The organism is Klebsiella sp. V115_8 (assembly GCF_029967715.1).
In the GTDB taxonomy this organism is placed as follows: domain Bacteria; phylum Pseudomonadota; class Gammaproteobacteria; order Enterobacterales; family Enterobacteriaceae; genus Klebsiella; species Klebsiella quasipneumoniae.
Genome location: NZ_JASCAR010000030.1, coordinates 53,961 through 79,960, shown reverse-complemented (window position 1 = coordinate 79,960; position 26,000 = coordinate 53,961). Strand labels below are relative to the sequence as shown.

Below are 26,000 nucleotides of genomic sequence, written 5' to 3'. Positions count from 1 at the left end.
AAGGCGGGCTGCACTTTTCTTCCGACATTTCTTCCGACATGTCGGATGACGCTCAAGCCGCCCTTCACAATCTCAAGGGCGGCTTGCCAGGCTTTCACTGGTTTTACAGGATCACTCCCCCAGCTGCTCCAGGGCATACTTATACAGCGCATTCTTCTTCACACCGTGGATCTCCGCGGCCAGCGCAGCGGCTTTCTTCAGCGGCAGCTCCGCCTGCAGCAGCGCCAGGGTACGCAGCGCCGCCGCCGGCAGCGCCTCTTCCTGCGCCTTAAAGCCTTCGACGATCAGCACCATCTCGCCTTTGCGCCGGTTTTCGTCTTCCCTGACCCACGCCACCAGCTCGCCAATCGGCGCCCCGTGGATCGATTCCCAGGTTTTGGTTAGCTCGCGGGCCAGCACCACGTAGCGGGATTCTCCCAGTACCGCGCAGATATCTTCCAGACTCTCCACCAGCCGGTGGGTCGACTCGTAGAAGATGAGGGTGCGCGGCTCTTCTTCCAGCGCTTTCAGGGTATCGCGACGGCCTTTCGATTTCGCCGGCAGGAAGCCTTCATAGCAGAAACGATCGGAGGGCAAACCGGCGGCGCTGAGGGCGGCGATGGCCGCGCAGGGTCCCGGCAGCGGTACGACGCGAATATTCGCTTCACGACAGGTGCGCACCAGATGGTAGCCTGGGTCGTTAATCAGCGGCGTGCCGGCATCGGAGACCAGCGCGATGTTTTGCCCTTCTTTCAGTTTAGCGAGAAGTGTTTCCGCCTTTTGCTGCTCGTTATGGTCATGAAGCGCAAACAAGCGGGCGTTAATCGCAAAATGCTGCAGCAGCAAACCGGTGTGGCGGGTATCCTCCGCAGCAATTAAATCAACGGCTTGCAACACTTCCAGTGCGCGCTGCGTGATATCAGACAGATTTCCTATCGGAGTGGGCACAATATAGAGCTGCCCCTGAGAATTATCCGCTGATTCGTGTTGTTTCATTGTCTCGTCCGTATTGCCGATTTAATATTGAGCATTGAGCCAAAAAAATATCACTGGACACTTATGGTACCGTCAACATTTCTTCGTTCTAAGCCCGCGCGCTGTCTGCCCGTATTGCTGGCTACTCTTCTTTTTGCTGGCTGCGGCACCCACACGCAGGATCAAAGTACGGCGTTTATGCAGGGTACGTCGCAGGCCAACTCCAGTTTCTACTTGCAGCAGATGCAGCAAAGCACGAATGATAGCAAGACCAACTGGCAATTACTCGCCATTCGTGCACTGCTGCAGGAAGGAAAGAAGCAGCAGGCCATCGACCTGTTTAACCAGCTGCCGTCGAACCTGGACAGCGCCCAGGCCCGTGAACAGTCACTGCTGGCGATAGAAGTGAAGCTGGCGCAGAACGACTATCAGGGGGCCCGTACGCTGTTGGCTAAGCTTGACCCGGCAAGCCTGGAGCAGCCTCAGCAGGCGCGCTACTGGCAGGCGCAAATCGATGCCAGCCAGGGTAAACCATCGGTTACGCTGCTGCGCGCCTTAATCGCCCAGCAGCCGCTGCTGAGCGATGCCAAACAGCGCCAGCAAAATATTGACGCGACCTGGCAAGCGCTGACCGCGATGACCCAGGATCAGGCCAATGCGCTGGTGATCAATGCCGATGAAAATACCCTCCAGGGCTGGCTGGATCTGCAGCGGATGTGGTTTGACAACCGCAACGATCCCACGCTGCTGAAAGCCGGCGTCAAAGACTGGCAGACGCGCTACCCGCAAAACCCGGGCGCCAAAATGCTGCCGACGGCGCTGGTGAACATGCAAAACTATAAGCCCGCCTCCATCAACAAGATTGCGCTTTTCCTGCCGCTGAACGGCCAGGCGTCGATCTTCGGCCGCACCATCCAGCAGGGCTTCGAAGCCGCCAAAAACGGCGCGCCGTCGGTGACGGGCAGCGCGGTTCCCGCTCAGGTCGCCCAGGCGGCGAACGCGTCCGGTAATGATGAGGTGGTAAGCCCGTCGCAGGCGGAAATTAGCGATCTTACGGCTACCGGAAGTCGCGCTGAACCGGTGCAGGCCCCGGCGCAAACCCAGGCAACGCCAGCCGCGGAGCCGGCCGCTCAGGCCCCGGCAGCGGTCGCCGCGCCGCAGACCACCGCCTCTCCGGCCACCCAGCCGGTCACTGCCCCGGCCGCACAGCCGCAGCCAGTGGTCGCCACCGCCGCCAACCCCTCTGCAGAACTGAAAATTTACGATACCACCAGCCAGCCGATCGGCCAGCTGCTTGCTCAGGCTCAGCAGGACGGCGCCACCCTCGTCGTCGGACCGCTGCTGAAAGAGAACGTCGAAGATGTTATCAAGAGCAATACGCCGCTCAACGTGCTGGCGCTCAACCAGCCGGAGAAGGTCGAAGGCCGCGCTAATATCTGCTATTTCGCGCTGTCGCCGGAAGACGAAGCGCGTGACGCCGCCCGACATATCCATCAACAGGGCAAACAGACGCCGTTGCTGCTGGTTCCGCGCGGCGCGCTGGGCGATCGTGTGGTCAGCGCGTTTGCCGACGAGTGGCTGAAGCTGGGCGGCGCCAGCGTTCTGCAGCAGCGTTTTGGCTCCACGGCGGAGCTGCGCGCCGGCGTTAACGGCGGAGGGGGCATTGCGCTGAGCGGCACCCCGGTCTCCACCCTGCCATCAGCGCAGAACAGCGTCCTCGGCAGTGCGGATGAGATGCCGGTTAGCAGCGGCGGCAGCGTCGACGCGGCCTACATCCTCGCCACCCCGGAACAGATTGGCTATATCAAACCCATGATCGCGATGCGCAACGGCAGCCAGAGCAATGTCACCCTGTACGCCAGCTCGCGCAGCGCGCAGGGCACCGCCGGTCCGGATTTCCGTCTGGAGATGGAAGGCCTGCAGTATAGCGAAATCCCGATGCTGGCTGGCAGCAACCCGGCGCTGATGCAGCAGGCGCTGTCTGCGGTGCGCAATGACTACTCGCTGGCGCGTCTGTATGCGATGGGCGCTGACGCCTGGTCGCTGGCAAACCACTTCACGCAAATGCGCCAGACGCCGGGCTTCGAACTGAACGGGAATACCGGCGATCTGACGGCGACTCAGGACTGCGTGATTAACAGGAAACTGTCATGGCTCAAGTACCAGCAGGGACAAATCGTCCCGGCCAGCTAAGCAAACAGACCGGCGATGCATGGGAACACCGTGCTCGCCGCTGGCTGGAAGGCCAGGGCCTGCGTTTTATCGCCGCCAACGCCCGCGAGCGTGGCGGCGAAATTGACCTCATCATGCGCGACGGCGCCGTCACCGTCTTTGTCGAGGTGCGCTACCGCCGCAGCGCCCTGTACGGTGACGCGGCGGCCAGCGTCACCCCGCAAAAACAGCAACGCCTCCTTAAAGCCGCCCGTTTGTGGCTCTGCCGACAGAATGGGAGCTTTGAGACTGTGGATTGCCGTTTCGATGTGGTAGCCTTCACCGGCAACGACATCCAATGGCTAAAAAACGCCTTTGGCGAATAGCGTAATACCAGAAGTAAGGGATCCCGTGCTCGACAGAATCAAAGCCTGCTTTACCGAAAGCATTCAAACCCAAATTGCCGCAGCAGAAGCACTCCCGGACGCCATCTCCCGGGCGGCGATGACGCTCGTGCAGTCCCTGCTCAACGGCAACAAAATCCTCTGTTGTGGTAATGGCACTTCCGCCGCCAACGCACAGCATTTTGCTGCCAGCATGATTAATCGTTTTGAAACGGAACGCCCTGGTTTACCCGCCATTGCACTAAACACCGATAATGTGGTCTTAACTGCCATCGCTAACGATCGCCTGCATGACGAGATTTACGCCAAGCAGGTGCGCGCCCTGGGACACGCCGGCGATGTGCTGCTGGCAATCTCCACGCGCGGTAACAGCCGGGACATCGTCAAGGCAGTGGAAGCCGCCGTGACCCGCGACATGACCATCGTCGCGTTGACCGGCTATGACGGCGGTGAGCTGGCGGGCCTGTTAGGTCAGCAGGATGTCGAAATTCGCATCCCCTCGCACCGCAGCGCGCGTATCCAGGAGATGCATATGCTGACCGTCAACTGTCTGTGCGATTTGATAGATAACACTCTTTTTCCACACCAGGACGATTAAGGAGAACACATGAAGGCTCTCTCGCCCCTCGCCATCCTGCTTTCTGCACTACTGCTGCAGGGCTGCGTTGCCGCCGCGGTAGTCGGAACGGCAGCAGTCGGCACTAAAGCCGCAACGGACCCGCGTACGGTGGGAACCCAGGTCGATGACAGCACCCTGGAACTGCGCGTCAATAGCGCCTTGTCGAAAGATGAACAGATTAAGAAACAGGCCCGCATCAACGTTACCGCTTATCAGGGCAAAGTCCTGCTGACCGGTCAGTCGCCGACGCCGGACCTCTCAGCCCGCGCCAAGCAAATCGCCATGGGCGTGGAAGGAACCACGGAAGTGTTTAACGAAGTGCGCCAGGGCCAGCCGATTGGTTTAGGCACCGCCTCTTCTGATACCTGGATTACCACCAAGGTGCGTTCGCAGCTGCTGGGCACCGATCAGGTCAAATCCTCGAACGTGAAGGTGACCACGGAAAACAGCGAAGTCTTCCTGATGGGGCTGGTGACCGACCGTGAAGGCCGCGCGGCGGCGGATATCGCCAGCCGGGTGAGCGGCGTGTCCCGGGTGACCACCGCCTTTACCTACATCAAATAAAGCTGCAGTTTCCCGGCTGGCGCTACGCTTAGCCGGGCTGCAGTCCCCTGTTCGTTATGTGCCGGGTTAGGCGTAGCGCCGCCCGGCACACCATCCGGCTATCCGTACGTTTACAGCACACTACACCAGCGCCAGCGCACCGACAATCGCGCCGCACAGCGCCACCAGCCCGCCGGTCAGCCACAGCGCTTTGGCCGGGAAGGCTTTGCGCAGCATAATCAGCGACGGCACGCTCACCGCCGGCAACGTAATCAGCAGCGCCAGCGCCGGCGCGACGCCCATCCCTGCCAGCATCATCGTCTGGACAATCGGAATTTCCGCCGCGGTAGGGATCACAAACAGGCAGCCGGCGATCGCCATCGCGATGACCCAGAACAAGGTATTATCCACCACGCCATCAGCGTGCGGGAACAGCCAGACGCGCGCCGCCCCCAGCACCAGTACCGCAAGGATATAAACCGGGATGGTGTTCCAGAACAACGTCCACAGCGCCCGCAGCCAGCGGCTAAAGAAACCGCCCTGGGCCGCTTCCGGTTGCGCTTCAGGCACCACGGCAGGCTGCGTCGCCGCCTCTTTTACCCATTTCTGCACCAGCGTTGCGACAATCAGCACCGTCGCCAGGCCCGCCACCAGGCGAACCAGCGCAAACTGCCAGCCCAGAACAAAGCCCATAAACACCAATGTCGCCGGGTTGAGCAGCGGATTGCCCATCCAGAACGCCAGCGCCCCGCCCATCGACACCTGCTGTTTGCGCATCCCGGCCGCGACCGGCGCGGCGCAGCAGGTGCACATCATGCCTGGCAGCGAGAAAATCGCCCCCAGCAGCGTCCCCTGAAAACGCGATTGCCCCAGGGTGCGCAGCAGCCAGTCGCGCGGGATCAGCACCTGAATCAGCGACCCGAGCAGCACGCCGAGCACCGCCGCTTTCCAGACGGCAAGGAAGTAAACCATCGCGTAGTCCCACGCCGCCTTTAACGGATTAGCGTCGGCCTGGGCGAGAATGGATTTACCGATACTGTGGGTTTCCGCCGCAGTGAAGGCTTTCCCGTAGTACGGCTGCCATTTGACGAACCACAGGCCGACAATCACGACGAGAAAGAAAAGCGCGGGTTTCCACCATTGAAATGGTGACGCCGCCTGAGATGAAGACTGACCAGCCATAGCATTCCCCAGCAAGAAATGTGGATATGAATTGAAGCCGTGAATACTACGCCGGAAGCCTGCGTTTGCAAACCGCTATTCCGCCTGCCGCGCGGCGCGCTCCCGCAGCTCGGACGATGACAGAATTTGCACCCCTTCGTGAGTGGGCGACAGCGCCTCCTCCAGCAGGGCAATCGCCACGTCGCGGGCCGCAATGGATTTCCAGTTCCCCGGTAAGAGTCGGAACAGCGGTTCGAGGAAGGTCTCATTGGTCCGTTTTTTTTCCCGCTCGCCTGACAGCATCGACGGCCGGGCAATGGTCAGCCGCGGCCATCCTTGCTCGATCAGCGCCGCCTCCATTTCCCCCTTCACCCGATTGTAGAAAAATGGCGAGTGGGCGTTAGCGCCCATCGCGCTGACCACCAGCATATGCTGAGCGCCTAGCCGTTTGCCGGTCAGCGCCGTATCAACAACCAGCGTAAAGTCGGCATGGACAAAGGCCTCTTTACTTCCCGCTTCCCGGCGCGTCGTTCCCAGACAGCAGAAGACAATGTCGACCGGGTCGACCACCTGCGCCAGGGCATCGGTCAGCTGCGGATCGTACGGATTAAACACGCCTTCCGCCGGCGCCAGTGGGCGACGCGTCGGGGCGGCGATGGTGCTGATGCGGGGTTCATTCTGCAGCAGCCGGAGTAAGTGACCGCCAACTAACCCGGTCGCGCCGGTCAATAATACCTGACTCATTGATTCTCCTTTACGGAATTCTCTGCCTTGCACTTTCGCGCTCATGTTCCAGGCTTAATACCTTACAAGGTAAGTATCCACCATCATCATGGAATTACCTCATTGACCATCCAGACAGCGGAGGAAGCATGAGTAAAAAGATAGCCGTGCTCATTACCGACGACTTTGAAGATTCTGAATTTACCTCTCCCGCCGAGGCGTTTAAGCTCGCCGGGCATCAGGTCGTGACGATCGAAAAGCAGGCTGGCAAGACGGTGAAGGGTAAACAGGGAGAAGCAGAGGTCGCCATCGATCGGGCCATTGATGACGTCACACCGGGTGAATTTGATGCCTTGTTGCTGCCAGGGGGCTATTCCCCGGACCAGCTGCGCGGGGATGAACGCTTTGTCACCTTTACGCGCGATTTTGTCAACGGCGGGAAGCCGGTCTTCGCCATCTGCCACGGCCCGCAGCTGCTGATCAGCGCCGATGTGATCCGCGGGCGCAAGCTCACGGCGGTAAAACCGATCGTGGTGGATGTGAAAAACGCCGGGGGCGAGTTTTACGACCAGGAGGTGGTGGTCGATAACGAACAGCTGGTCACCAGCAGAACGCCGGACGATCTGCCGGCCTTCAATCGCGAAGCGCTACGCCTGCTCGGCGCCGGCATCGCGCCGCCAGTGTAGCTTTTTCCCGAACCCCAGCGTGTTGTCGGTAAACTTGATTTCGTCCGGACGAATCTCCCAGACCGGCGCTGACAGCATGCGGGCCACCGGGAAGCGCTTGACGTAGCGCTGGCGCATTCGCGCCTCTTCGTCGCCGCGCAGACGACGGATCTCGCCCTGGAATTGCACGCCGCGGATCAGGGCCACGGTCTTGGGCTGACCGTTGACCGTCCCGGCCACCTTCGCCCGCTCGCCGGTCATCTGGCCGTGGCGGGTGTGCTCCTCGCTGAGCAGATAAAAGGCCACGGTATCCGGGTCATAGACGTAAAAGGCATTCGCACACCACAGCTCGTCGTCACGGGAGACGCACCAGGTGACGACGTGCTGTTTACTCAGCCAGCGGCCAATGGCGGCAAGCGTATCCATCTTTATTCTCCGTTATGCTATGGTGCATACACCTTACCATAGTGACTTTGTGACCGTGTGCTGGTTTCTGTATCTCATTCGAACCGCGGATAATCGCCTCTATACCGGCATCACCACCGATGTGCCGCGCCGCTTTCGCCAGCATCAGGCGGGGAAAGGCGCGAAGGCGTTGCGCGGCAAAGGCGACCTGCGACTGGCCTTTAGTCATGAAGTTGGTGAACACTCACTTGCTTTGCGGCTGGAATACCGCATTAAGCAGCTAACGAAGCGCGAAAAAGAGCGCCTCGTTGCCGGAGAGGATACCGTTGAAACCTTGCTGGCAAGGCTTAAAAACGATTAAAGTGGTCGCTGTATTCGACCTGACCGTGGACGCCTTCGAGGGCGTCATCCGCCAGGCGATGCACCTGGAACGCCTCCGCGCTGTCCGGCCAGCGGCAGCGGAGATCGAAGCGCGCGGCCGGTTCAAAACCAAAGCGACGGTATAACGCCGGGTCGCCCAGCGTCACCACCGCGGCATAGCCAAACTCATTCAGCGAATCCAGCCCTTCATAGACCAGCTGCCGGCCAATACCCTGTCCACGATAGCGTTCATCCACCGCCAGCGGCGCCAGGCCGACCCACTGCAGCTCTTCACCTTCCACCGCAACCGGGCTGAAGGCAACGTAGCCGATCACCTGGCCTTCATCATCCGTCGCCACTACCCCCAGCGTGATCAGTCCATCTTCACGCAGATCGTGCACCAGCTGCGCTTCGGCATCGCGGCCGAAGGTACGACGCAGCAGCGCGTCGATTCCCGGTGCATCAATCCCAATTTCCACTCGAATCAGCATGCCTCACCTACCGATGTCTGTTCAGGTTTCTGCGGGCTCTTCAGTCCAGCTTCGACAAAATCCGCCAGTTGCAGCAACATCACGCGCAGCGCTTTGGGCATCTGCTCGAGCTCAATGGCGTCCATCAAATTTTTTACATACAGCCCCAGCTCCGTATCGCCTTCAATAACCAGACGACGCTGGAAGAATAGCGTATCCGGATCCTGCTTGCGCGCGGCGATCATTAACAGATCGCTGGCGTCGGCGCTGAAGCTGACGTCGGCGTCGGCCTGCTGGCTGACCACCAGGCGACCATCGACTACCGAGGTATACCACAGCAGACCGATGTCACGCACATGAATACTTAACCAGCGCCCCTCGAGAAACTCCAGCTCACCCTCCGCCAGCGCCTGGCGAAACTGCCAGCTAAGCACCTGCTCCAGCACCTGGCGCTTGAGGGCAAAAGGCGCCAGCTTAACCGGCACGCTCATTAAAGACGGGCCAAAGTGGACCAGCCGGGAACGCAGTTTATCCAACACAAGCTTTACTCCATGAATGCAATTGTGCCGCTATTGTGCCATATCACATAAACAACATAGCGGCGTAAATCAACAAAAACGCGATGACGGCAGCCAGTTATTGGCGCCGCCAATACACTTTTAACTGCCTCAAATCAAAAATTGTCACCAGAAGGTTAACTAAAATCCCTGCTCGTTAACCATTCAGCGTCCCTGACGGGCCGCATTTTTCAGGAAAAATTATGGAGCTGCTCTGCCCAGCCGGTAACCTTCCGGCGCTTAAGGCGGCCATCGAAAACGGCGCCGATGCCGTCTATATCGGGCTGAAAGATGACACCAACGCCCGCCACTTTGCCGGCCTTAATTTCACCGAAAAGAAACTGCAGGAAGCCGTCAGCTTTGTGCATCAGCACCGTCGTAAGCTGCATATCGCCATCAACACCTTCGCTCACCCCGATGGCTACGCCCGCTGGCAGCGCGCGGTGGATATGGCGGCTCAGCTGGGCGCCGATGCGCTCATTCTGGCCGATATCGCCATGCTGGAGTATGCCGCGGAGCGCTATCCGCATATAGAACGCCATGTGTCGGTACAGGCTTCCGCCACCAATGAAGAGGCCATTCGCTTCTATCATCGCAACTTCGACGTGGCGCGCGTCGTACTGCCGCGGGTGTTATCTATTCACCAGGTGAAACAGCTGGCCCGCGCCACGCCGGTGCCGCTGGAAGTCTTTGCCTTCGGCAGCCTGTGCATCATGGCGGAAGGCCGCTGCTATCTCTCTTCCTACCTGACCGGCGAATCGCCCAACACCGTCGGCGCCTGTTCGCCTGCGCGCTTCGTTCGCTGGCAGCAAACCCAGCAGGGGCTGGAATCGCGTCTCAATGAGGTGCTGATTGACCGCTATCAGGATGGGGAAAACGCGGGCTACCCAACATTGTGTAAAGGCCGCTACCTGGTCGATGGCGAGCGCTATCACGCGCTGGAGGAGCCCACCAGCCTCAACACTCTGGAACTGTTGCCGGAGCTGATGGCCGCCAATATCGCCTCAGTGAAAATCGAAGGCCGTCAGCGCAGCCCAGCCTACGTCACCCAAGTGGCGAAAGTCTGGCGCCAGGCGATCGATCGCTGCAAAGCCGATCCGCAGAATTTCGTGCCGCAATCCGCATGGATGGAAACCCTTGGCTCCATGTCCGAAGGGACACAAACCACCCTTGGCGCCTATCACCGTAAATGGCAGTGAGAAACATGAAATATTCATTAGGGCCGGTGCTTTACTACTGGCCAAAAGAGACGCTGGAAGATTTTTACCAGCAGGCGGCAAACTGCAGCGCCGACACCATTTATCTCGGCGAAGCGGTGTGCAGCAAACGCCGCGCCACCAAAGTCGGCGACTGGATCGAGATGGCGAAAGCGCTGGCCGGCAGCGGCAAGCAGGTGGTGCTGTCTACCCTCGCGCTGGTGCAGGCCTCCTCTGAACTGGGCGAGCTGAAGCGCTATGTCGATAACGGTGAGTTCCTGATTGAGGCCAGCGATTTGGGCGTGGTGAACCTCTGCGCCGAACGCAAGCTGCCGTTCGTCGCCGGGCATGCGCTGAACTGCTACAACGCCGTCACTCTGCGTCTGCTGCTTAAGCAAGGTATGGTGCGCTGGTGCATGCCGGTGGAGCTTTCCCGCGACTGGCTGGCTAATTTACTGACCCAGTGCGAAGAGCTGGGTATTCGCAATCAGTTTGAAGTCGAAGTGCTGAGCTACGGCCATCTGCCGCTGGCTTATTCCGCCCGCTGCTTTACCGCCCGCTCGGAAGATCGGCCAAAGGATGAGTGCGAGACCTGCTGCATCAAGTACCCAACCGGGCGCAGCATGCTGTCCCAGGAGAACCAGCAGGTGTTCGTGCTCAACGGTATCCAGACCATGAGCGGCTATGTCTACAACCTGGGCAATGAGCTGACGTCCATGCACGGCCTGGTGGATATGGTGCGCCTGTCGCCGATGGGCAACGAGACCTTCGCCATGCTCGACGCCTTCCGCGCCAATGAAAACGGCGCTGCGCCGCTGGCGCTCACCGGCAACAGCGATTGCAACGGCTACTGGAAACGGCTGCCTGGGCTGGCGCTGCAGGCCTGATAAACCGCTCACTTTGTTAACAGCAGTGCTCAGATTTTAATGCATTATTAAAGATGCAGCTTTTCTGGCTGGCGCGTCCTGGATGCGCCAGGCTGGAAGAAGACCTTCAATCTGATGACGATGCTGTAGCAAAGTGAGCCTTTATGACTGACAAATCTGTTCCGTTCTCGGTGCTCGATCTGGCGCCGATCCCGCAAGGATCTTCTGCTAAAGAAGCCTTTACCCACTCTCTGGATCTCGCCCGGCTGGCCGAATCGCGCGGCTATCACCGCTACTGGCTGGCGGAGCACCACAATATGGTCGGCATTGCCAGCGCAGCGACCTCGGTGCTCATTGGCTATCTCGCGGCCAATACCACCACCCTGCATCTGGGGTCCGGCGGGGTGATGCTGCCCAACCACTCTCCGCTGGTGATTGCCGAGCAGTTCGGTACGCTCAATACGCTCTACCCGGGACGCATCGATCTCGGCCTTGGCCGCGCGCCGGGCAGCGATCAGCCCACCATGCGCGCCCTGCGTCGCCATATGAGCGGCGATGTCGATAACTTCCCGCGCGATGTGGCGGAACTGGTGGACTGGTTTGACGCCCGCGATCCGAACCCGCACGTGCGCCCGGTTCCCGGCTATGGCGAACGAATTCCGGTGTGGCTGCTGGGCTCAAGCCTCTACAGCGCCCAGCTGGCGGCGCAGCTCGGCCTGCCGTTCGCATTCGCTTCGCACTTCGCGCCGGATATGCTGTTCCAGGCCCTGCACCTGTATCGCAGCAACTTTACGCCCTCAGCGCGGCTGGAAAAACCGTATGCCATGGTGTGCATTAATATCATCGCCGCCGACAGCAACCGCGATGCGGAGTTTCTCTTCACTTCCATGCAGCAGGCGTTTGTGAAGCTACGTCGCGGCGAAACCGGACAGCTGCCGCCGCCGGTGGAAAATATGCATCAGCTGTGGTCAGCGTCCGAGCAGTATGGCGTGCAGCAGGCGCTGCGCATGTCGCTGGTGGGTGATAAAACCAAAGTCCGCCACGGCCTGGAGTCGATTTTGCGGGAAACCGAGGCGGACGAAATCATGGTCAATGGCCAGATCTTCGACCACCAGGCGCGCCTGCATTCTTTCGATTTAGCGATGCAGGTGAAAGAGGAATTGTTGGGTTAATCAAAATCCAGGCCCGGTGGACGTCGCGCCACCGGGTAAGCCTCTTACTGGTAAACCGGCAGCAGATTAACGCTCGACAGAACGTGCACGACCGCATTGCCCAGGCCAAACAGCAGGATCAGCACAATCATCGGTGTTCCGCCCCATACGCGGAACTGTGGGCTGCCGAAGCGTTTACGCGAGGCGCGAGCCAGCAGCGCCGGTACAATCGCCGCCCAGATCGTCGCCGCCAGGCCAGCATAGCCGATGGCGTAGAGGAAGCCATCGGGTTTCACCAACCCGCCAATCATCGGCGGAATAAAGGTCAGCAGCGCAGTTTTAAAGCGCCCCAGCGCGCTGTCGTCAAAGCCAAACAGATCCGCCAGGTAGTCGAACAGCCCCAGCGTGACGCCAAGGAACGAGCTGGCGACGGCAAAGTTAGAGAACACCACCAGCAGCAGATCCAGGCTCCGGCTGTTCAGCACCCCGCTCAGGGCCTGCACCAGCACATCAATGTTGCCGCCCTTCTGCGCGATGTCGATAAACTGCGGGCGCGGGATATTGCCCATCGTCACCAGCAGCCAGACCACGTACAGACCCAGCGCCAGCAACGTACCGTAGGTTAAGCAGCGGATGATGGTACGTGGATCTTTTCCGTAGTATTTCATCAGGCTCGGCACGTTGCCGTGGTAGCCAAACGAGGCCAGGCAGAACGGCAGCGTCATCAGCAAGTATGGCGCATAGGAGGCGTTCTTTTCCGCGACGTTAAACAGCGTCGTCGGCTCGACGTGCCCCAGCAGACTGCCGAAGGTCAGGAAGAAAGTAATCACCTTGGCGCCAAGCACGATAGCCGTCATGCGGCTCACCGCTTTGGTGCTCATCCAGACGATAAATGCCACCAGCAGCGCAAAGCCAAAACCCGCCGCCCGCGCCGGTACGTTCAGCGACATCTCGCTAAACGTATGATGCAGTATCGAGCCGCTGGCTGAAATATAGGCGTAGGTCAGAATATACAGCACAAAGGCGATCGACACGCCGTTGACCAGGTTCCAGCCCTTACCGAGCAGATCTTTGGTAATGGTGTCGAAGCTGGAGCCGATCCGGTAGTTAAGGTTGGCCTCGAGGATCATCAGACCGGAGTGCAACATGCAGAACCAGGTGAAGACCAGCGCCGCCAGCGACCAGAAAAACCACGCGCCGGACATCACCACCGGCAGCGAGAACATGCCCGCGCCGATAATCGTGCCGCCGATGATCACCACGCCGCCAAACAGGGACGGACGGGTTGCCGTAGTGGTTAGTGTCGCCATTTACCGAAATCTCCAGTCAAAAATACTTTCCCACGATGGGTGTGACGCACTGTACCAGTACACGAGTACAAAAGAAATAAAAAAAGCCCCAATCATGACGATCGGGGCTGTATTATTTAGTTTACGCTAGCGGGCTGCGTTAATTACGCATCGCCACCGAAGCGACGGCGACCGGCAGAGTCATCGCGGCGCGGCGCGGATGCATCGTCACGACGCGGCGCACGGCCTTCACGACGTTCGCCGCTGAAACGACGACCATCACCACGACCACCTTCACGACGCTCGCCACCGAAGCCACGACCGCCTTCACGACGCTCACCGCCGAAGCTACGACCGCCTTCACGACGTTCACCGCCGCCACGACGTTCGGTGCGCGGCTGCGCATCGCCCAGCAGCTGCATGTTCATCGGCTTGTTCAGGATGCGGGTACGAGTAAAGTGCTGCAGCACTTCGCCCGGCATCCCTTTCGGCAGTTCGATGGTAGAGTGAGAAGCGAACAGCTTAATGTTACCGATGTAACGGCTGCTGATATCGCCTTCGTTAGCGATCGCGCCAACGATATGACGTACTTCAACACCGTCATCGCGACCCACTTCAATGCGATACAGTTCCATATCGCCTACGTCACGACGCTCACGCTTCGGACGATCTTCGCGATCGCCACGCGGAGCGCGGTCGTTGCGGTCGCCACGACGCTCGAAGCGATCGTCACGGTCACGGAACTCACGACGCGGACGCATCGGCGCATCCGGCGGCACGATCAGCGAGCGTTCGCCCTGGGCCATTTTCAGCAGCGCAGCAGCCAGCGTTTCCACGTCCAGCTCTTCGCCTTCCGCCGTCGGCTGGATTTTCGCCAGCAGCGCACGGTACTGGTCCAGATCGCTGCTTTCCAGCTGTTGCTGGACTTTCGCGGCGAATTTTTCCAGACGACGTTTGCTCAGCAGCTCTGCGTTCGGCAGTTCAACTTCCGGAATGGTCAGCTTCATCGTACGTTCGATGTTGCGCAGCAGACGACGCTCGCGGTTCTCAACGAACAGCAGCGCGCGGCCCGCGCGGCCCGCACGGCCGGTACGGCCGATACGGTGAACGTAAGACTCGGAATCCATCGGGATGTCGTAGTTCACCACCAGGCTGATACGCTCAACGTCCAGACCACGGGCTGCAACGTCAGTCGCAATCAGGATATCCAGACGACCGTCTTTCAGACGCTCCAGGGTCTGCTCACGCAGCGCCTGGTTCATGTCGCCGTTCAGCGCCGCGCTGTTGTAGCCGTTACGCTCCAGCGCTTCAGCCACTTCCAGGGTCGCGTTTTTGGTACGGACGAAGATAATCGCCGCATCAAAATCTTCCGCTTCCAGGAAACGCACCAGCGCTTCGTTTTTACGCATGCCGTAGGCAGTCCAGTAGCTCTGGCTGATGTCCGGACGAGTCGTCACGCTGGACTGAATACGCACTTCCTGCGGCTCTTTCATAAAGCGGCGGGTAATGCGACGGATCGCTTCCGGCATGGTGGCGGAGAACAGCGCGGTCTGATGCCCTTCCGGGATCTGCGCCATAATGGTTTCTACGTCTTCGATAAAGCCCATGCGCAGCATTTCATCTGCTTCATCCAGTACCAGGCCGCTCAGTTTAGAGAGGTCAAGGGTGCCGCGCTTCAGGTGGTCCAGCAGACGACCCGGGGTACCGACAACGATCTGCGGACCCTGACGCAGGGCGCGCAGCTGCACGTCATAACGCTGGCCGCCGTACAGGGCAACCACGTTTACGCCGCGCATATGTTTAGAGAATTCCGTCATTGCTTCAGCAACCTGTACCGCCAGCTCGCGGGTCGGCGCCAGCACCAGGATCTGTGGTGCTCTCAGCTCAGGATCGATGTTGTTCAGCAGCGGTAAAGAGAACGCTGCGGTTTTACCGCTACCGGTCTGGGCCATACCCAGAACGTCGCGGCCGTCCAGCAGATGCGGAATGCACTCAGCCTGGATCGGAGATGGTTTTTCGTAACCCAGATCGGTAAGCGCTTCAAGGATAGGAGCCTTCAGGCCCAGATCTGCAAAAGTGGTTTCGAATTCAGCCATGTAGTACGTGTGCCTCAAAATTAATGGCGGCCAGTCTACATAACTCATCGTGAAAATTTACGGTAATTTTCATTGAAAAGTGTGAACCGGCTCAAAGTAGGTGTATTAACGAACAACAACGCCCTCACCCGCGAAGGTGATGGCAAGCAAAAAACTATGGGCTGATGTGTTCGTCAGCTATTGCTGGTCCGATTCTGCCAGGTCATCTTGCTCCTGGCCCAAGAGCGATAATTCCAACAATGCGTATCGGTGCTCAACGTAGTTATGTACGTTGTTGGCGACCGCCAGTTTGAACAGTGCCGTAGCGCTGTCCTTGTCCCCCAGACTTAGGTAGTACTTACCTAAATAGAAGTTGGTTTCACTGAGATGCTCAGCGAGCGAGGTGTTATCCGTTGCGTCTGCCTTCAGACGAGTCATCAGCTCTTTTTCGCTAATGTCGCCAAGGTAGAACTCGACAATGTTCCATCCCCATTGCTCTTTGTCCGACTTGTCTAAGCGCTCTCTGAGTGCTTCAAGCGCCCGCTTCTCGTCGAGTTTACGCTCGGCGATATAAAGCCACAGGCTACGGAAAGGATCATTGGGATCGTCTTGATAAAACGCCAGCAGATCATCTTGCGCTAACTTAGCCCGGCCGCCGTAATACAGGGCGATACCGCGGTTCAAGTGCGCGTAGTTGTAAGTTGGATCAAGCTCAAGTACAGAATCAAACGCTTCATAGGCAGCATCAAAATTGCCTGCCTGCGTTAAGTAAATGCCTAAGTAATTGAATACTTCAGGCATATCGGGTCGGATTGCCAGCGCTTGTGAAAAATCATTTCGCGCTAATGCCCTCAGACCGAGACTATCATACAACACTCCGCGCTCATATAAAAGCTGTGCGCGTTCGTCATCGGATAAAGCCCGACTGGCAAGAATTTGTTCCATACGTGCCAGAATCACTTCTTGCTGTAAAGTCGGTTGCAATGGTACTGCGAGGACGGCGTCCTTACGCCAGGCGGTGCTACTGCATCCTGCCAGCGTGAGAGCTGTCGCCACGAAACACCAGCGCAAAAAAGGCTTCATTTCCCACTCCCGAAGACAACGATTGGATGAACGTCCTGTTCCCCGGCTGCAAACGAGGCGTCCTGCCCGTAAAACGCCCTCCGCAAAAGCGGAGGGCTAACGGCAACCTTACTCGCCCTGCTCGGCAGCCGGAACTTCCGGCGCTGCGGCAGACGGAGTCTGTTCAGTTGCTTCTTTGATGCTCAGACGGACACGGCCCTGGCGGTCAACTTCCAGAACCTTAACCGGTACTTCCTGACCCATCTGCAGGTAGTCAGTCACTTTCTCAACGCGCTTGTCGGCGATCTGCGAGATGTGAACCAGACCTTCTTTACCGCCGCCGATGGCAACGAACGCGCCAAAGTCAACGATACGGGTCACTTTACCATTGTAGATACGGCCAACTTCGATCTCAGCGGTGATCTCTTCGATACGACGGATTGCATGTTGTGCTTTGTCGCCGTCGGTCGCTGCGATCTTCACGGTACCGTCATCTTCGATTTCGATGGTGGTGCCGGTCTCTTCGGTCAGGGCACGGATAACAGAACCGCCTTTACCGATAACGTCTTTGATCTTGTCCGGGTTGATCTTGATGGTGTGGATACGCGGTGCGAATTCAGAGATGTCGCCGCGCGGCGCGTTAATCGCCTGCTCCATCACGCCCAGGATGTGCAGACGCGCACCTTTAGCCTGGTTCAATGCAACCTGCATGATTTCTTTGGTGATACCTTCAATTTTGATATCCATCTGCAGCGCAGAGATACCGTCGCGGGAACCCGCTACTTTGAAGTCCATATCGCCAAGGTGGTCTTCGTCACCGAGGATGTCAGACAGCACGACGAAGTTGTCGCCTTCTTTCACCAGGCCCATGGCGATACCCGCCACGGCGGCTTTCACCGGCACACCAGCGTCCATCAGCGCCAGAGAGGCACCACAGACGGAAGCCATGGAAGAAGAGCCGTTGGATTCGGTGATTTCAGACACCACGCGAACGGTGTACGGGAATTCGTCGATAGTCGGCATCACGGCCAGAACGCCGCGCTTAGCCAGACGACCGTGACCGATTTCACGACGCTTCGGAGATCCCACCATGCCAGTTTCGCCTACGGAGTACGGAGGGAAGTTGTAGTGGAACAGGAAGGAGTCGGTACGCTCGCCCATCAGTTCGTCGATGTTCTGCGCATCGCGTGCGGTACCCAGAGTCGCGGTAACCAGCGCCTGCGTTTCGCCACGGGTGAACAGTGCGGAACCGTGAGTACGCGGCAGAACGCCGGTACGAACGTCCAGACCACGGATCATATCTTTTTCGCGGCCATCGATACGCGGCTCACCGGCCAGCACGCGGCTACGAACCACGTTTTTCTCGATAGCGTGCAGGATTTCACCCAGTTCGTTAGCGTCCAGGGTTTCATCTTCTGCAACCAGCGTAGCGATGGTTTCAGATTTGATCACATCAACCTGAGCGTAACGCTCTTGTTTGTCGGTGATACGGTAAGCATCGCTCAGGCGGGATTCAGCCAGCGCAGCCACGCGCGCGTTCAGCGCTTCGTTGACGGCTTCCGGCTGCCAGTCCCAACGCGGTTTACCGGCTTCTTTCACCAGGTCGTTGATGTTCTGAATAACAATCTGCTGCTGCTCGTGGCCAAAGACCACCGCGCCCAGCATCTGGTCTTCGCTCAGCAGTTCCGCTTCGGATTCCACCATCAGCACGGCCGCTTCGGTACCGGCAACCACCAGATCCAGTTTGCTGGACTTCAGCTCTTCCTGGGTTGGGTTCAGTACGTACTGGTCGTTGATGTAACCCACGCGCGCGGCGCCGATTGGGCCATTGAACGGAATACCAGACAGGGACAGCGCTGCGGAAGCGCCGATCATCGCGACGATATCCGGGTTAACCTGCGGGTTAACGGAAACCACGGTGGCGATAACCTGAACTTCGTTAACGAAGCCTTCCGGGAACAGCGGGCGAACCGGGCGGTCAATCAGACGCGCGATCAGGGTTTCGCCTTCGCTTGGGCGGCCTTCACGACGGAAGAAACCACCCGGGATTTTACCGGCAGCGTAGGTACGCTCCTGGTAGTTAACCGTCAGCGGGAAAAAGTCCTGGCCTGGCTTCGCTTTTTTCTGGCCCACAACGGTCACGAATACCGCAGTGTCATCCATGCTAACCATCACAGCGGCCGTTGCCTGGCGCGCCATCATGCCGGTTTCCAGGGTCACGGTATGCTGGCCGTACTGGAATTTACGAACGATCGGATTAAGCAAAATTCTATCCTTTTTATCTATAAATCACGCCATATCTACGACATAGCGTCTATTGACCCGATCCTCTGCATCCTCGCGACTAATGACAACCTTTACCCGCCCCTGCGGATGAAGCCTCTCATTAGCCGCGCGAACCTCTGCATGAAGATCATTACTAGCAACAATACATGAGTTTTGAATGAATTGCTGCCGCCCGGTCGAAAAAAGGGGCCGTCAGGCCCCTTTTTCTGAAACTCGCAGAATTAGCGACGCAGACCCAGACGCTCGATCAGCGCAGAGTAACGTGCAACATCTTTACGTTTCAGGTAGTCGAGCAGTTTACGACGCTGAGAAACCATGCGCAGCAGACCACGACGGCTGTGGTGATCTTTTTTGTGCTCTGCAAAGTGGCCCTGCAGGTGGTTGATCTGTGCAGTCAGCAGTGCAACCTGAACTTCGGTAGAACCGCTGTCGTTTTCGCCACGACCAAACTCAGAAACGATTTTTGCTTTAGCTTCAACGCTTAGAGACATTTTAGAACTCCAAAATTAAAAGAAAGAAAGGGTGCCGATCTCTAATTCAGCGACCCCTGATGCAACGCCCGAAAATGTTAAAACACTTTAGCGGACGTTAAGCGGCGATATTCTACTCGTAGCAGGCTTTTATCGCAAGAAAAGCGCTTACGCCGGGTATTCCACCACCAGACGACGCGGCGCCACGCGGCCTTCATCGTCAATTTCGCCCATGCCGAGAAACTTGCCGGATTCGCTTTCCATCACCCGCACCAGCCCGTTAAGCGGCGCGCCTGACTGACGTACCGGGTTGCCGTTTTTAAAGTAGACCGCGGAGGTCTCCGGGATCGTCACCAGCGGATAGTCCGACGCCGGGCTGTCCATGGGCATCAGCAGCGGATCGAGCAGCTGCGCGGCAGGAATATCCTGCGCCGCCGCCTGATCGACCAGCGCCTGCAGCTGCTCGAGGGTCACCATCCGCTCAACCGGGTATTTGCTCACCGCCAGGCGACGCAGGAAAATCACGTGCGCGCCGCAGCCGAGCTTCTCACCTAAATCATCGATAATCGTCCGGATGTAGGTGCCCTTCGAACAATGGATCTCCAGCTCCAGTTCATCGCCTTCATGGCGAATAAACAGCAGCTCATAAACGGTAATCGGCCGAGCTTCACGCGGGACCTCAATCCCCTGACGGGCATATTCGTACAGCTTCTTGCCCTGATATTTCAGCGCCGAATACATCGACGGCACCTGCTGCGTCTCGCCGCGGAAGCTGTCCAGCGCCGCCGCCAGCTGTTCGTCGCTAAAGGTCAGCGGGCGCTCTTCCACCACCTGGCCATCGGCATCGGAGGTATCGGTGCGCTGGCCAAGTTTAGCTATCACGCGGTAGCGCTTATCGGAGTCCAGCAGGTATTGGGAAAACTTGGTCGCTTCGCCAAGGCAGATCGGCAGCATACCGGTCGCCAGCGGATCCAGCGCGCCGGTGTGTCCGGCGCGGTTGGCGTTATATATACGCTTTACTTTCTGCAGCACATCGTTACTGGAGGCGCCCTGAGGCTTATCCAGCAGCAATACGCCGTGCACGTCGCGGCCGCGACGACGAGGACGACTCATCAGTCCTCCTTGCTGTCGTCCGGGTTCACACGACGCTCATCGTCGTGTTTCACCACGCTGGTGACCAGGTTGGACATACGCATCCCTTCCACCAGTGAGTTGTCGTAGAAGAAGGTCAGCTCCGGCACGATGCGCAGGCGCATCGCTTTCCCCAGCAGAGAGCGGATAAAGCCAGAGGCTTCCTGCAGCGCTTTGATGCCCGCTTTCACCGCGGCTTCATCTTTGTCGTTGAGGAAGGTGACATACACCTTGGCATAGGCCAGGTCACGGGACATTTCCACACCGGAAACGGTGGTCATCATGCCCAGACGCGGGTCTTTGATTTCACGCTGCAGGATGATAGCAATCTCTTTTTGCATCTCCTGGGCCACGCGCTGCGGGCGACCAAATTCTTTCGCCATAATAAATTCTCCAGAATAAAGACAAAAAAGGGGCCTAAAGCCCCTTTTTAAAATGATTGCCGGGTGGCGCTTCGCTTCCCCGGCGGCTTAGCCATCCGATGATTAATCGATGCTACGCTGGATTTCGATGATTTCGAACACTTCGATCATATCGCCAACGCGAACGTCGTTGTAGTTCTTCACACCGATACCACATTCCATGCCGTTACGGACTTCGTTAACGTCATCTTTGAAGCGGCGCAGGGATTCCAGCTCGCCTTCATAGATAACCACGTTGTCACGCAGCACGCGGATTGGGTTGTGACGTTTGATCGTCCCTTCGGTAACCATACAGCCCGCGATGGCGCCGAATTTCGGCGATTTAAAGACATCACGCACTTCAGCCAGACCGATGATCTGCTGTTTCAGTTCCGGAGACAGCATACCGCTCATCGCCGCTTTCACTTCGTCGATCAGGTTATAGATGACGGAGTAGTAACGCAGATCCAGGCTTTCCGCTTCGATAACTTTACGCGCAGAGGCATCGGCACGAACGTTGAAGCCAACCAGAATCGCGTTGGATGCTGCAGCCAGGGTGGCGTCGGTTTCGGTGATACCACCTACGCCGGAACCGATGATCTTCACTTTCACTTCGTCGGTAGACAGTTTCAGTAAGGAATCGGAAATCGCTTCGACAGAACCCTGTACGTCCGCTTTCAGCACGATGTTCACTTCGTGAACTTCGCCTTCGGTCATGTTAGCGAACATGTTTTCCAGTTTAGATTTCTGCTGACGCGCCAGCTTAACTTCACGGAATTTGCCCTGACGATACAGCGCCACTTCACGCGCTTTTTTCTCGTCACGAACCACGGTCACTTCATCACCGGCAGCCGGCACACCGGACAGGCCGAGGATTTCCACCGGAATGGACGGACCCGCTTCCAGCACTTCGCGACCCAGTTCGTCACGCATCGCACGCACACGACCGTATTCGAAGCCGCACAGAACGATATCGCCCTTGTGCAGCGTACCTTCGCGAACCAGAACGGTAGCGACCGGACCACGACCTTTATCAAGGAAGGATTCGATCACCGCGCCGCTCGCCATCCCGTTACGGACCGCTTTCAGCTCGAGTACTTCAGCCTGCAGCAGGATCGCGTCCAGCAGGTCGTCGATACCGGTACCGGCTTTCGCGGAGACGTGGACGAACTGGCTCTCGCCGCCCCACTCTTCCGGCAGGATGCCGTACTGGGACAGTTCGTTCTTCACACGGTCCGGATCGGCTTCAGGCTTATCGATCTTGTTCACCGCAACCACCACCGGCACCTGCGCCGCTTTGGCGTGCTGGATAGCTTCGATAGTCTGCGGCATCACGCCGTCGTCTGCCGCCACCACCAGAACCACGATATCCGTCGCCTGCGCACCACGAGCACGCATGGAGGTAAACGCGGCGTGGCCCGGGGTATCCAGGAAGGTGATCATGCCGTTGTCGGTTTCTACATGGTAAGCACCGATGTGCTGGGTAATACCACCCGCTTCGCCGGAGGCAACCTTAGTGGAACGAATGTAGTCCAGCAGCGAGGTTTTACCGTGGTCAACGTGACCCATGATGGTCACAACCGGTGCGCGCGGTTCAGCCGCCGCGCCGGTGTCACGGTCGCTCATTACCGCTTCTTCCAGCTCGTTTTCACGACGCAGGATAACTTTGTGGCCCATCTCTTCGGCAACCAGCTGTGCGGTTTCCTGGTCGATGACCTGGTTGATGGTCGCCATGGCGCCCAGCTTCATCATCGCTTTGATGACCTGCGAACCTTTCACCGCCATCTTGTTAGCCAGTTCGCCAACGGTGATGGTTTCGCCGATCACGACGTCACGGTTAACGGCCTGCGCCGGCTTCTGGAAGCCCTGCTGCAGAGCGGAACCTTTACGGTGCTTACCACCTTTACCGCCGCGAACGGCCGCACGGGCTTCTTCACGATCGGCTTTAGATTCAGCGTGTTTGTTGCCTTTCTTCGCCGGACGCGCCGCTTTGCTGCTACGGCTGCGGCTGCGGCCGCCTTCGACTTCACGATCGTTATCATCTTCAGCCTGACGTGCATGCTGTGACGTGGTGACGTGATAGTCGCTGGTGTCTTCCGGGCTGTCTGAAGTTTCAGACCAATTTTTTTCGTTTTCTTCTGCCATACGGCGTGCTTCTTCCGCTACACGGCGCGCTTCTTCTTCAAGTTTGCGGCGTGCTTCTTCTTCCGATTTGCGCTTCAGTTCCGCGGCTTCGTTCTCGCGACGGATCTTTTCAGCCTGGGCGGTTTTGGTCATTTCGTCGGTATGTTGATTGCTCACTTTGTCTTTTTCCGCAGCTTCACGTTTCGCTTTATCAGCGACTTCACGTTTAGCTTGTTCTGCGGCCTCACGTTCAGCTTTTAATTGCGCCTCGCGTTTCGCTGCTTCTTCAGCTTCACGACGGGCCTGCTCTTCCGCTTCACGCTGCGCCTGCTCTTCCGCGGCCAGGCGTTCAGCCTCTTGCGGATCGCGTTTCACAAAGGTGCGTTTCTTGCGGACTTCGATTTGTACCGATTTACTCTTTCCACCGGTACCTGGAATATTCAACGTACTGCGCGTCTTACGCTGTAACGTCAGCTTGTCTGGCGCCGAACCGTGCTCACGGTTCAGGTGCGTCAACAAAGTTTGTTTCTCTTGCGAGGTCACAGAATCATCAGCCGTTTTGCGGATGCCTGCGTCAGCAAATTGCTGTATCAGGCGATCCACAGAGGTCTGAATCTCTGAGGCCAGCGCTTTAATAGTCACATCTGTCATGCTGTTCCTTCCTGCTACAGTTTATTACGCTTCGTCGCCGAACCAACAAATGTTGCGAGCGGCCATGATGAGCTCGCCAGCTTTCTCGTCGGTAATCCCTTCGATATCAGCCAGGTCATCAACGCCCTGCTCGGCGAGATCTTCCAGCGTACAAACACCACGGGCAGCCAGTTTGAATGCCAGGGCACGATCCAGACCTTCGAGATTCAACAGATCATCGGCAGGTTTGTTATCTCCCAGGCTTTCTTCCTGAGCCAGCGCCAGCGTAGTCAGTGCGTTTTTCGCACGCTCACGAAGTGCTTCAACGGTGGCTTCATCCAGACCGTCGATTTCCAGCAGTTCTTTCATCGGCACATAGGCCAGCTCTTCCAGTGAGGAGAAGCCTTCTTCAACCAGCACTGTCGCGAAATCTTCATCAATATCGAGATATTTGGTGAAGGTATCGATAGCGGCATGCGCTTCCGCCTGGTGCTTAGCCTGCAGATCGTCAACGGTCATCACGTTGAGTTCCCAGCCGCTAAGCTGCGAGGCCAGGCGGACGTTCTGACCATTACGGCCAATCGCCTGCGCCAGGTTGCCCGCTTCTACCGCGATATCCATGGTGTGTTTATCTTCATCCACCACGATGGACGCGACGTCTGCCGGCGCCATAGCGTTAATCACGAACTGCGCCGGGTTATCATCCCAGAGGACGATATCGATACGCTCGCCGCCCAGCTCGGTGGATACCGCCTGCACGCGCGCGCCGCGCATACCGACGCAAGCGCCAACCGGGTCGATACGCTTGTCGTTGGTTTTCACCGCGATTTTGGCACGAGAGCCCGGATCGCGAGCTGCCGCTTTGATCTCCAGCACTTCTTCACCGATTTCCGGCACTTCGATGCGGAACAGTTCGATCAGCATCTCAGGTTTGGAACGGGTCACGAACAGCTGGGCGCCACGCGCTTCCGGACGGACGGCGTACAGTACGCCGCGAATGCGGTCGCCCGGACGGAAGTTTTCACGCGGCAGCATATCTTCACGCAGGATCACGGCTTCAGCGTTGTTGCCCAGATCCAGAGTGATGTTGTCGCGGTTCACTTTTTTCACCACGCCGGTGATGATCTCACCTTCGTGCTCGCGGAACTGATCGACCACCATCGCGCGCTCGGCTTCGCGAACTTTCTGCACGATAACCTGTTTAGCGGTCTGGGTGGTGATGCGGTCGAAGGTGACAGATTCAATCTGATCTTCGACGTAGTCGCCGACGTTCATGCTTTCATCTTCGAAACGCGCGGCTTCCAGCGTGATCTCGCGCGTCGGCTGGGTGACTTCTTCTACAACCAGCCAGCGACGGAAAGTGTCGAAATCGCCGCTCTTACGGTCGATTTCAACGCGAACGTCGATCTCTTGTTCGTATTTTTTCTTGGTGGCCGTTGCCAGCGCGCTTTCCAGCGCTTCGAAAATTTTCTCACGCGGCAGCGCTTTTTCGTTGGAAACGGCTTCAACAACAGCCAAAATTTCTTTGTTCATCGGGGCCTTTCACCTCAATCCAGACTGTTAAAAGTGGGGAACCAGGTTCGCCTTCTGGATGTTACTCAGCGCGAACACTTCATCTTTGCCTTCGACGGTTACCGTGATCATTTCACCGTCTACCGCTTTGATAATGCCCTGCCATTTGCGACGGTTCTGAACCGCCATGCGCAGCACCAGCGCAACTTCTTCGCCAGTGAAACGTTGATAGTGTTCGGCGGTGAACATCGGACGGTCGAGACCAGGCGAAGAGACTTCCAGGTTGTAAGCGACAGTGATCGGGTCTTCGACATCCATGACGGCGCTTACCTGGTGGCTCACATCAGCACAATCATCAACGTTGATGCCATCTTCACTATCAATATAGATGCGCAGTGTGGATGTGCGACCGCGAATAAATTCGATGCCGACCAGCTCAAAGCCAAGCGCTTCAACCGGCGCAGTGAGCATCTCTGTCAATTTTTGCTCTAATGTGGACAAACCCACCCCCAAGACATAAAAAAAGGGCGTATAGCCCAGTTATTCTGAAGTCAGATAACAAAAAACCCCGATAAATCGGGGCTTTAGATAACTGAACCCTGAGATCGCCATGGCGATCTGGAACACCTTCCGCAAGAATTCTTTCAAATTCGGCTACGAAGGACACCTAGTCCTCACAGTATATTTGAAAAAGTACTTAATGGGAAAGTGGTTGCGGGGGCCGGATTTGAACCGACGACCTTCGGGTTATGAGCCCGACGAGCTACCAGGCTGCTCCACCCCGCGCCTGAAACG

General features: G+C 57.9%; 26 protein-coding genes and 1 tRNA gene. 9 read left to right on the top strand and 18 right to left on the bottom strand.

Annotated elements, in window-relative coordinates:
- Window positions 1-111 precede the first annotated feature (111 nt).
- Window positions 112-975: a 16S rRNA (cytidine(1402)-2'-O)-methyltransferase gene (gene rsmI / locus QLG03_RS13150; protein ID WP_064157964.1), complete on the bottom strand. Its 864-nt coding sequence runs from the start codon at window positions 973-975 to the stop codon at window positions 112-114.
- A 63-nt stretch (window positions 976-1,038) separates the two neighbouring features.
- On the opposite strand from rsmI, the gene QLG03_RS13145 reads away from it, so the two are divergent.
- The 4 genes from QLG03_RS13145 to dolP are packed head-to-tail and all read left to right on the top strand — an operon-like array spanning window position 1,039 to window position 4,692.
- A complete protein-coding gene (locus tag QLG03_RS13145) occupies window positions 1,039-3,147 on the top strand; it encodes a penicillin-binding protein activator (RefSeq protein WP_255988862.1) in 2,109 nt (702 codons plus the stop codon).
- Window positions 3,105-3,491, top strand: a complete 387-nt coding sequence (locus tag QLG03_RS13140; protein ID WP_023291104.1) for a YraN family protein — start codon at window positions 3,105-3,107, stop codon at window positions 3,489-3,491. The genes QLG03_RS13145 and QLG03_RS13140 overlap by 43 nt, the downstream gene beginning before the upstream one ends.
- A 25-nt stretch (window positions 3,492-3,516) precedes the next feature.
- A complete protein-coding gene (gene diaA, locus QLG03_RS13135; RefSeq protein WP_002918211.1) occupies window positions 3,517-4,107 on the top strand; it encodes a DnaA initiator-associating protein DiaA in 591 nt (196 codons plus the stop codon).
- A gap of 9 nt (window positions 4,108-4,116) precedes the next feature.
- Window positions 4,117-4,692 carry a division/outer membrane stress-associated lipid-binding lipoprotein gene (gene dolP, locus QLG03_RS13130; RefSeq protein WP_023291105.1) on the top strand — a complete coding sequence of 192 codons (576 nt, stop codon included), beginning with the start codon at window positions 4,117-4,119 and terminating at the stop codon, window positions 4,690-4,692.
- Between the two features lie 120 nt (window positions 4,693-4,812).
- Here dolP and QLG03_RS13125 read toward each other — a convergent pair whose 3' ends face one another.
- Together QLG03_RS13125 and QLG03_RS13120 are read right to left on the bottom strand one after the other, a co-directional pair.
- Window positions 4,813-5,853, bottom strand: a complete 1,041-nt coding sequence (locus QLG03_RS13125) for a permease (protein WP_023291106.1) — start codon at window positions 5,851-5,853, stop codon at window positions 4,813-4,815.
- Window positions 5,854-5,928: 75 nt separating this feature from the next.
- Complete coding sequence (locus QLG03_RS13120) at window positions 5,929-6,576, bottom strand: NAD(P)H-binding protein (protein ID WP_032454169.1); 648 nt, start codon at window positions 6,574-6,576, stop codon at window positions 5,929-5,931.
- Between the two features lie 128 nt (window positions 6,577-6,704).
- Here QLG03_RS13120 and QLG03_RS13115 point away from each other — a divergent pair, with 128 nt between their 5' ends.
- Window positions 6,705-7,241: a type 1 glutamine amidotransferase domain-containing protein gene (locus QLG03_RS13115; RefSeq protein WP_004206160.1), complete on the top strand. Its 537-nt coding sequence runs from the start codon at window positions 6,705-6,707 to the stop codon at window positions 7,239-7,241.
- Here QLG03_RS13115 and QLG03_RS13110 read toward each other — a convergent pair.
- Complete coding sequence (locus QLG03_RS13110) at window positions 7,203-7,646, bottom strand: YhbP family protein (protein WP_023291108.1); 444 nt, start codon at window positions 7,644-7,646, stop codon at window positions 7,203-7,205. The genes QLG03_RS13115 and QLG03_RS13110 overlap by 39 nt on opposite strands.
- A gap of 49 nt (window positions 7,647-7,695) precedes the next feature.
- Between QLG03_RS13110 and QLG03_RS13105 the strand changes: the two genes are divergently transcribed.
- The gene (locus QLG03_RS13105; protein WP_032429219.1) at window positions 7,696-7,986 is read left to right on the top strand and encodes a GIY-YIG nuclease family protein; all 291 of its coding nucleotides are present in this window, start codon (window positions 7,696-7,698) and stop codon (window positions 7,984-7,986) included.
- On the opposite strand, the gene QLG03_RS13100 is transcribed toward QLG03_RS13105, so the two are convergent.
- Both QLG03_RS13100 and QLG03_RS13095 read right to left on the bottom strand, forming a co-directional pair.
- On the bottom strand, window positions 7,973-8,476 hold the full coding sequence (locus QLG03_RS13100) for an N-acetyltransferase (protein WP_023291110.1): 504 nt from the start codon (window positions 8,474-8,476) through the stop codon (window positions 7,973-7,975). The genes QLG03_RS13105 and QLG03_RS13100 overlap by 14 nt on opposite strands.
- Window positions 8,470-8,994: an SCP2 domain-containing protein gene (locus tag QLG03_RS13095; protein WP_002918231.1), complete on the bottom strand. Its 525-nt coding sequence runs from the start codon at window positions 8,992-8,994 to the stop codon at window positions 8,470-8,472. The genes QLG03_RS13100 and QLG03_RS13095 overlap by 7 nt, the downstream gene beginning before the upstream one ends.
- Before the next feature lie 221 nt (window positions 8,995-9,215).
- Between QLG03_RS13095 and QLG03_RS13090 the strand changes: the two genes are divergently transcribed.
- The 3 genes from QLG03_RS13090 to QLG03_RS13080 all read left to right on the top strand — a co-directional run bounded on the left by QLG03_RS13090 (window position 9,216) and on the right by QLG03_RS13080 (window position 12,246).
- On the top strand, window positions 9,216-10,211 hold the full coding sequence (locus QLG03_RS13090; protein WP_064157962.1) for a peptidase U32 family protein: 996 nt from the start codon (window positions 9,216-9,218) through the stop codon (window positions 10,209-10,211).
- Between the two features lie 5 nt (window positions 10,212-10,216).
- On the top strand, window positions 10,217-11,095 hold the full coding sequence (locus QLG03_RS13085) for a U32 family peptidase (protein WP_023291112.1): 879 nt from the start codon (window positions 10,217-10,219) through the stop codon (window positions 11,093-11,095).
- A gap of 143 nt (window positions 11,096-11,238) precedes the next feature.
- Window positions 11,239-12,246 (top strand): LLM class flavin-dependent oxidoreductase, encoded by a 1,008-nt coding sequence (locus tag QLG03_RS13080; protein WP_017899898.1) that lies wholly within the window; start codon window positions 11,239-11,241, stop codon window positions 12,244-12,246.
- 44 nt (window positions 12,247-12,290) lie between these two features.
- Here the strand turns inward: QLG03_RS13080 and mtr are convergent, their stop codons facing one another.
- The 12 genes from mtr to QLG03_RS13020 form a co-directional block, all read right to left on the bottom strand.
- Window positions 12,291-13,535, bottom strand: coding sequence for a tryptophan permease (gene mtr / locus QLG03_RS13075; RefSeq protein WP_255988867.1), 1,245 nt, complete (start codon window positions 13,533-13,535; stop codon window positions 12,291-12,293).
- A 143-nt stretch (window positions 13,536-13,678) separates the two neighbouring features.
- Window positions 13,679-15,610 (bottom strand): ATP-dependent RNA helicase DeaD, encoded by a 1,932-nt coding sequence (gene deaD, locus QLG03_RS13070; RefSeq protein ID WP_023291114.1) that lies wholly within the window; start codon window positions 15,608-15,610, stop codon window positions 13,679-13,681.
- Complete coding sequence (yrbN, locus tag QLG03_RS13065) at window positions 15,603-15,683, bottom strand: protein YrbN (RefSeq protein WP_085903200.1); 81 nt, start codon at window positions 15,681-15,683, stop codon at window positions 15,603-15,605. Before yrbN ends, deaD begins: the two co-directional genes overlap by 8 nt.
- Before the next feature lie 104 nt (window positions 15,684-15,787).
- On the bottom strand, window positions 15,788-16,672 hold the full coding sequence (gene nlpI / locus QLG03_RS13060; protein ID WP_004206169.1) for a lipoprotein NlpI: 885 nt from the start codon (window positions 16,670-16,672) through the stop codon (window positions 15,788-15,790).
- 108 nt (window positions 16,673-16,780) lie between these two features.
- Window positions 16,781-18,916, bottom strand: coding sequence for a polyribonucleotide nucleotidyltransferase (pnp, locus tag QLG03_RS13055; protein ID WP_023291115.1), 2,136 nt, complete (start codon window positions 18,914-18,916; stop codon window positions 16,781-16,783).
- Window positions 18,917-19,158: 242 nt separating this feature from the next.
- Window positions 19,159-19,428, bottom strand: coding sequence for a 30S ribosomal protein S15 (gene rpsO, locus QLG03_RS13050; RefSeq protein WP_002918244.1), 270 nt, complete (start codon window positions 19,426-19,428; stop codon window positions 19,159-19,161).
- Window positions 19,429-19,575: 147 nt separating this feature from the next.
- The gene (gene truB, locus QLG03_RS13045) at window positions 19,576-20,520 is read right to left on the bottom strand and encodes a tRNA pseudouridine(55) synthase TruB (protein ID WP_023291116.1); all 945 of its coding nucleotides are present in this window, start codon (window positions 20,518-20,520) and stop codon (window positions 19,576-19,578) included.
- Window positions 20,520-20,921: a 30S ribosome-binding factor RbfA gene (rbfA, locus tag QLG03_RS13040; protein WP_002918248.1), complete on the bottom strand. Its 402-nt coding sequence runs from the start codon at window positions 20,919-20,921 to the stop codon at window positions 20,520-20,522. Before rbfA ends, truB begins: the two co-directional genes overlap by 1 nt.
- Window positions 20,922-21,023: 102 nt before the next feature.
- On the bottom strand, window positions 21,024-23,714 hold the full coding sequence (gene infB, locus QLG03_RS13035; protein ID WP_023291117.1) for a translation initiation factor IF-2: 2,691 nt from the start codon (window positions 23,712-23,714) through the stop codon (window positions 21,024-21,026).
- Window positions 23,715-23,738: 24 nt separating this feature from the next.
- Window positions 23,739-25,226 carry a transcription termination factor NusA gene (nusA, locus tag QLG03_RS13030; protein ID WP_255988870.1) on the bottom strand — a complete coding sequence of 496 codons (1,488 nt, stop codon included), beginning with the start codon at window positions 25,224-25,226 and terminating at the stop codon, window positions 23,739-23,741.
- A 27-nt stretch (window positions 25,227-25,253) separates the two neighbouring features.
- A complete protein-coding gene (rimP, locus tag QLG03_RS13025) occupies window positions 25,254-25,706 on the bottom strand; it encodes a ribosome maturation factor RimP (RefSeq protein ID WP_002918364.1) in 453 nt (150 codons plus the stop codon).
- A 208-nt stretch (window positions 25,707-25,914) separates the two neighbouring features.
- Window positions 25,915-25,991: transfer RNA gene (locus QLG03_RS13020), tRNA-Met, on the bottom strand.
- Window positions 25,992-26,000 lie beyond the last annotated feature (9 nt).

Bases quoted from the DNA above. Each gene is read 5' to 3' on its own strand.
- nusA (WP_255988870.1), bottom strand. From the start codon at position 25,226: ATGAACAAAGAAATTTTGGCTGTTGTTGAAGCCGTTTCCAACGAAAAA.
- QLG03_RS13090 (WP_064157962.1), top strand. From the start codon at position 9,216: ATGGAGCTGCTCTGCCCAGCCGGTAACCTTCCGGCGCTTAAGGCGGCC.
- truB (WP_023291116.1), bottom strand. From the start codon at position 20,520: ATGAGTCGTCCTCGTCGTCGCGGCCGCGACGTGCACGGCGTATTGCTG.
- QLG03_RS13125 (WP_023291106.1), bottom strand. From the start codon at position 5,853: ATGGCTGGTCAGTCTTCATCTCAGGCGGCGTCACCATTTCAATGGTGG.
- rsmI (WP_064157964.1), bottom strand. From the start codon at position 975: ATGAAACAACACGAATCAGCGGATAATTCTCAGGGGCAGCTCTATATT.
- deaD (WP_023291114.1), bottom strand. From the start codon at position 15,610: ATGGCTGAATTCGAAACCACTTTTGCAGATCTGGGCCTGAAGGCTCCT.
- mtr (WP_255988867.1), bottom strand. From the start codon at position 13,535: ATGGCGACACTAACCACTACGGCAACCCGTCCGTCCCTGTTTGGCGGC.
- nlpI (WP_004206169.1), bottom strand. From the start codon at position 16,672: ATGAAGCCTTTTTTGCGCTGGTGTTTCGTGGCGACAGCTCTCACGCTG.
- QLG03_RS13080 (WP_017899898.1), top strand. From the start codon at position 11,239: ATGACTGACAAATCTGTTCCGTTCTCGGTGCTCGATCTGGCGCCGATC.
- QLG03_RS13115 (WP_004206160.1), top strand. From the start codon at position 6,705: ATGAGTAAAAAGATAGCCGTGCTCATTACCGACGACTTTGAAGATTCT.
- dolP (WP_023291105.1), top strand. From the start codon at position 4,117: ATGAAGGCTCTCTCGCCCCTCGCCATCCTGCTTTCTGCACTACTGCTG.
- QLG03_RS13100 (WP_023291110.1), bottom strand. From the start codon at position 8,476: ATGCTGATTCGAGTGGAAATTGGGATTGATGCACCGGGAATCGACGCG.
- yrbN (WP_085903200.1), bottom strand. From the start codon at position 15,683: ATGAAAATTACCGTAAATTTTCACGATGAGTTATGTAGACTGGCCGCC.
- QLG03_RS13120 (WP_032454169.1), bottom strand. From the start codon at position 6,576: ATGAGTCAGGTATTATTGACCGGCGCGACCGGGTTAGTTGGCGGTCAC.
- rbfA (WP_002918248.1), bottom strand. From the start codon at position 20,921: ATGGCGAAAGAATTTGGTCGCCCGCAGCGCGTGGCCCAGGAGATGCAA.
- rpsO (WP_002918244.1), bottom strand. From the start codon at position 19,428: ATGTCTCTAAGCGTTGAAGCTAAAGCAAAAATCGTTTCTGAGTTTGGT.
- QLG03_RS13145 (WP_255988862.1), top strand. From the start codon at position 1,039: ATGGTACCGTCAACATTTCTTCGTTCTAAGCCCGCGCGCTGTCTGCCC.
- QLG03_RS13110 (WP_023291108.1), bottom strand. From the start codon at position 7,646: ATGGATACGCTTGCCGCCATTGGCCGCTGGCTGAGTAAACAGCACGTC.
- infB (WP_023291117.1), bottom strand. From the start codon at position 23,714: ATGACAGATGTGACTATTAAAGCGCTGGCCTCAGAGATTCAGACCTCT.
- QLG03_RS13140 (WP_023291104.1), top strand. From the start codon at position 3,105: ATGGCTCAAGTACCAGCAGGGACAAATCGTCCCGGCCAGCTAAGCAAA.
- QLG03_RS13085 (WP_023291112.1), top strand. From the start codon at position 10,217: ATGAAATATTCATTAGGGCCGGTGCTTTACTACTGGCCAAAAGAGACG.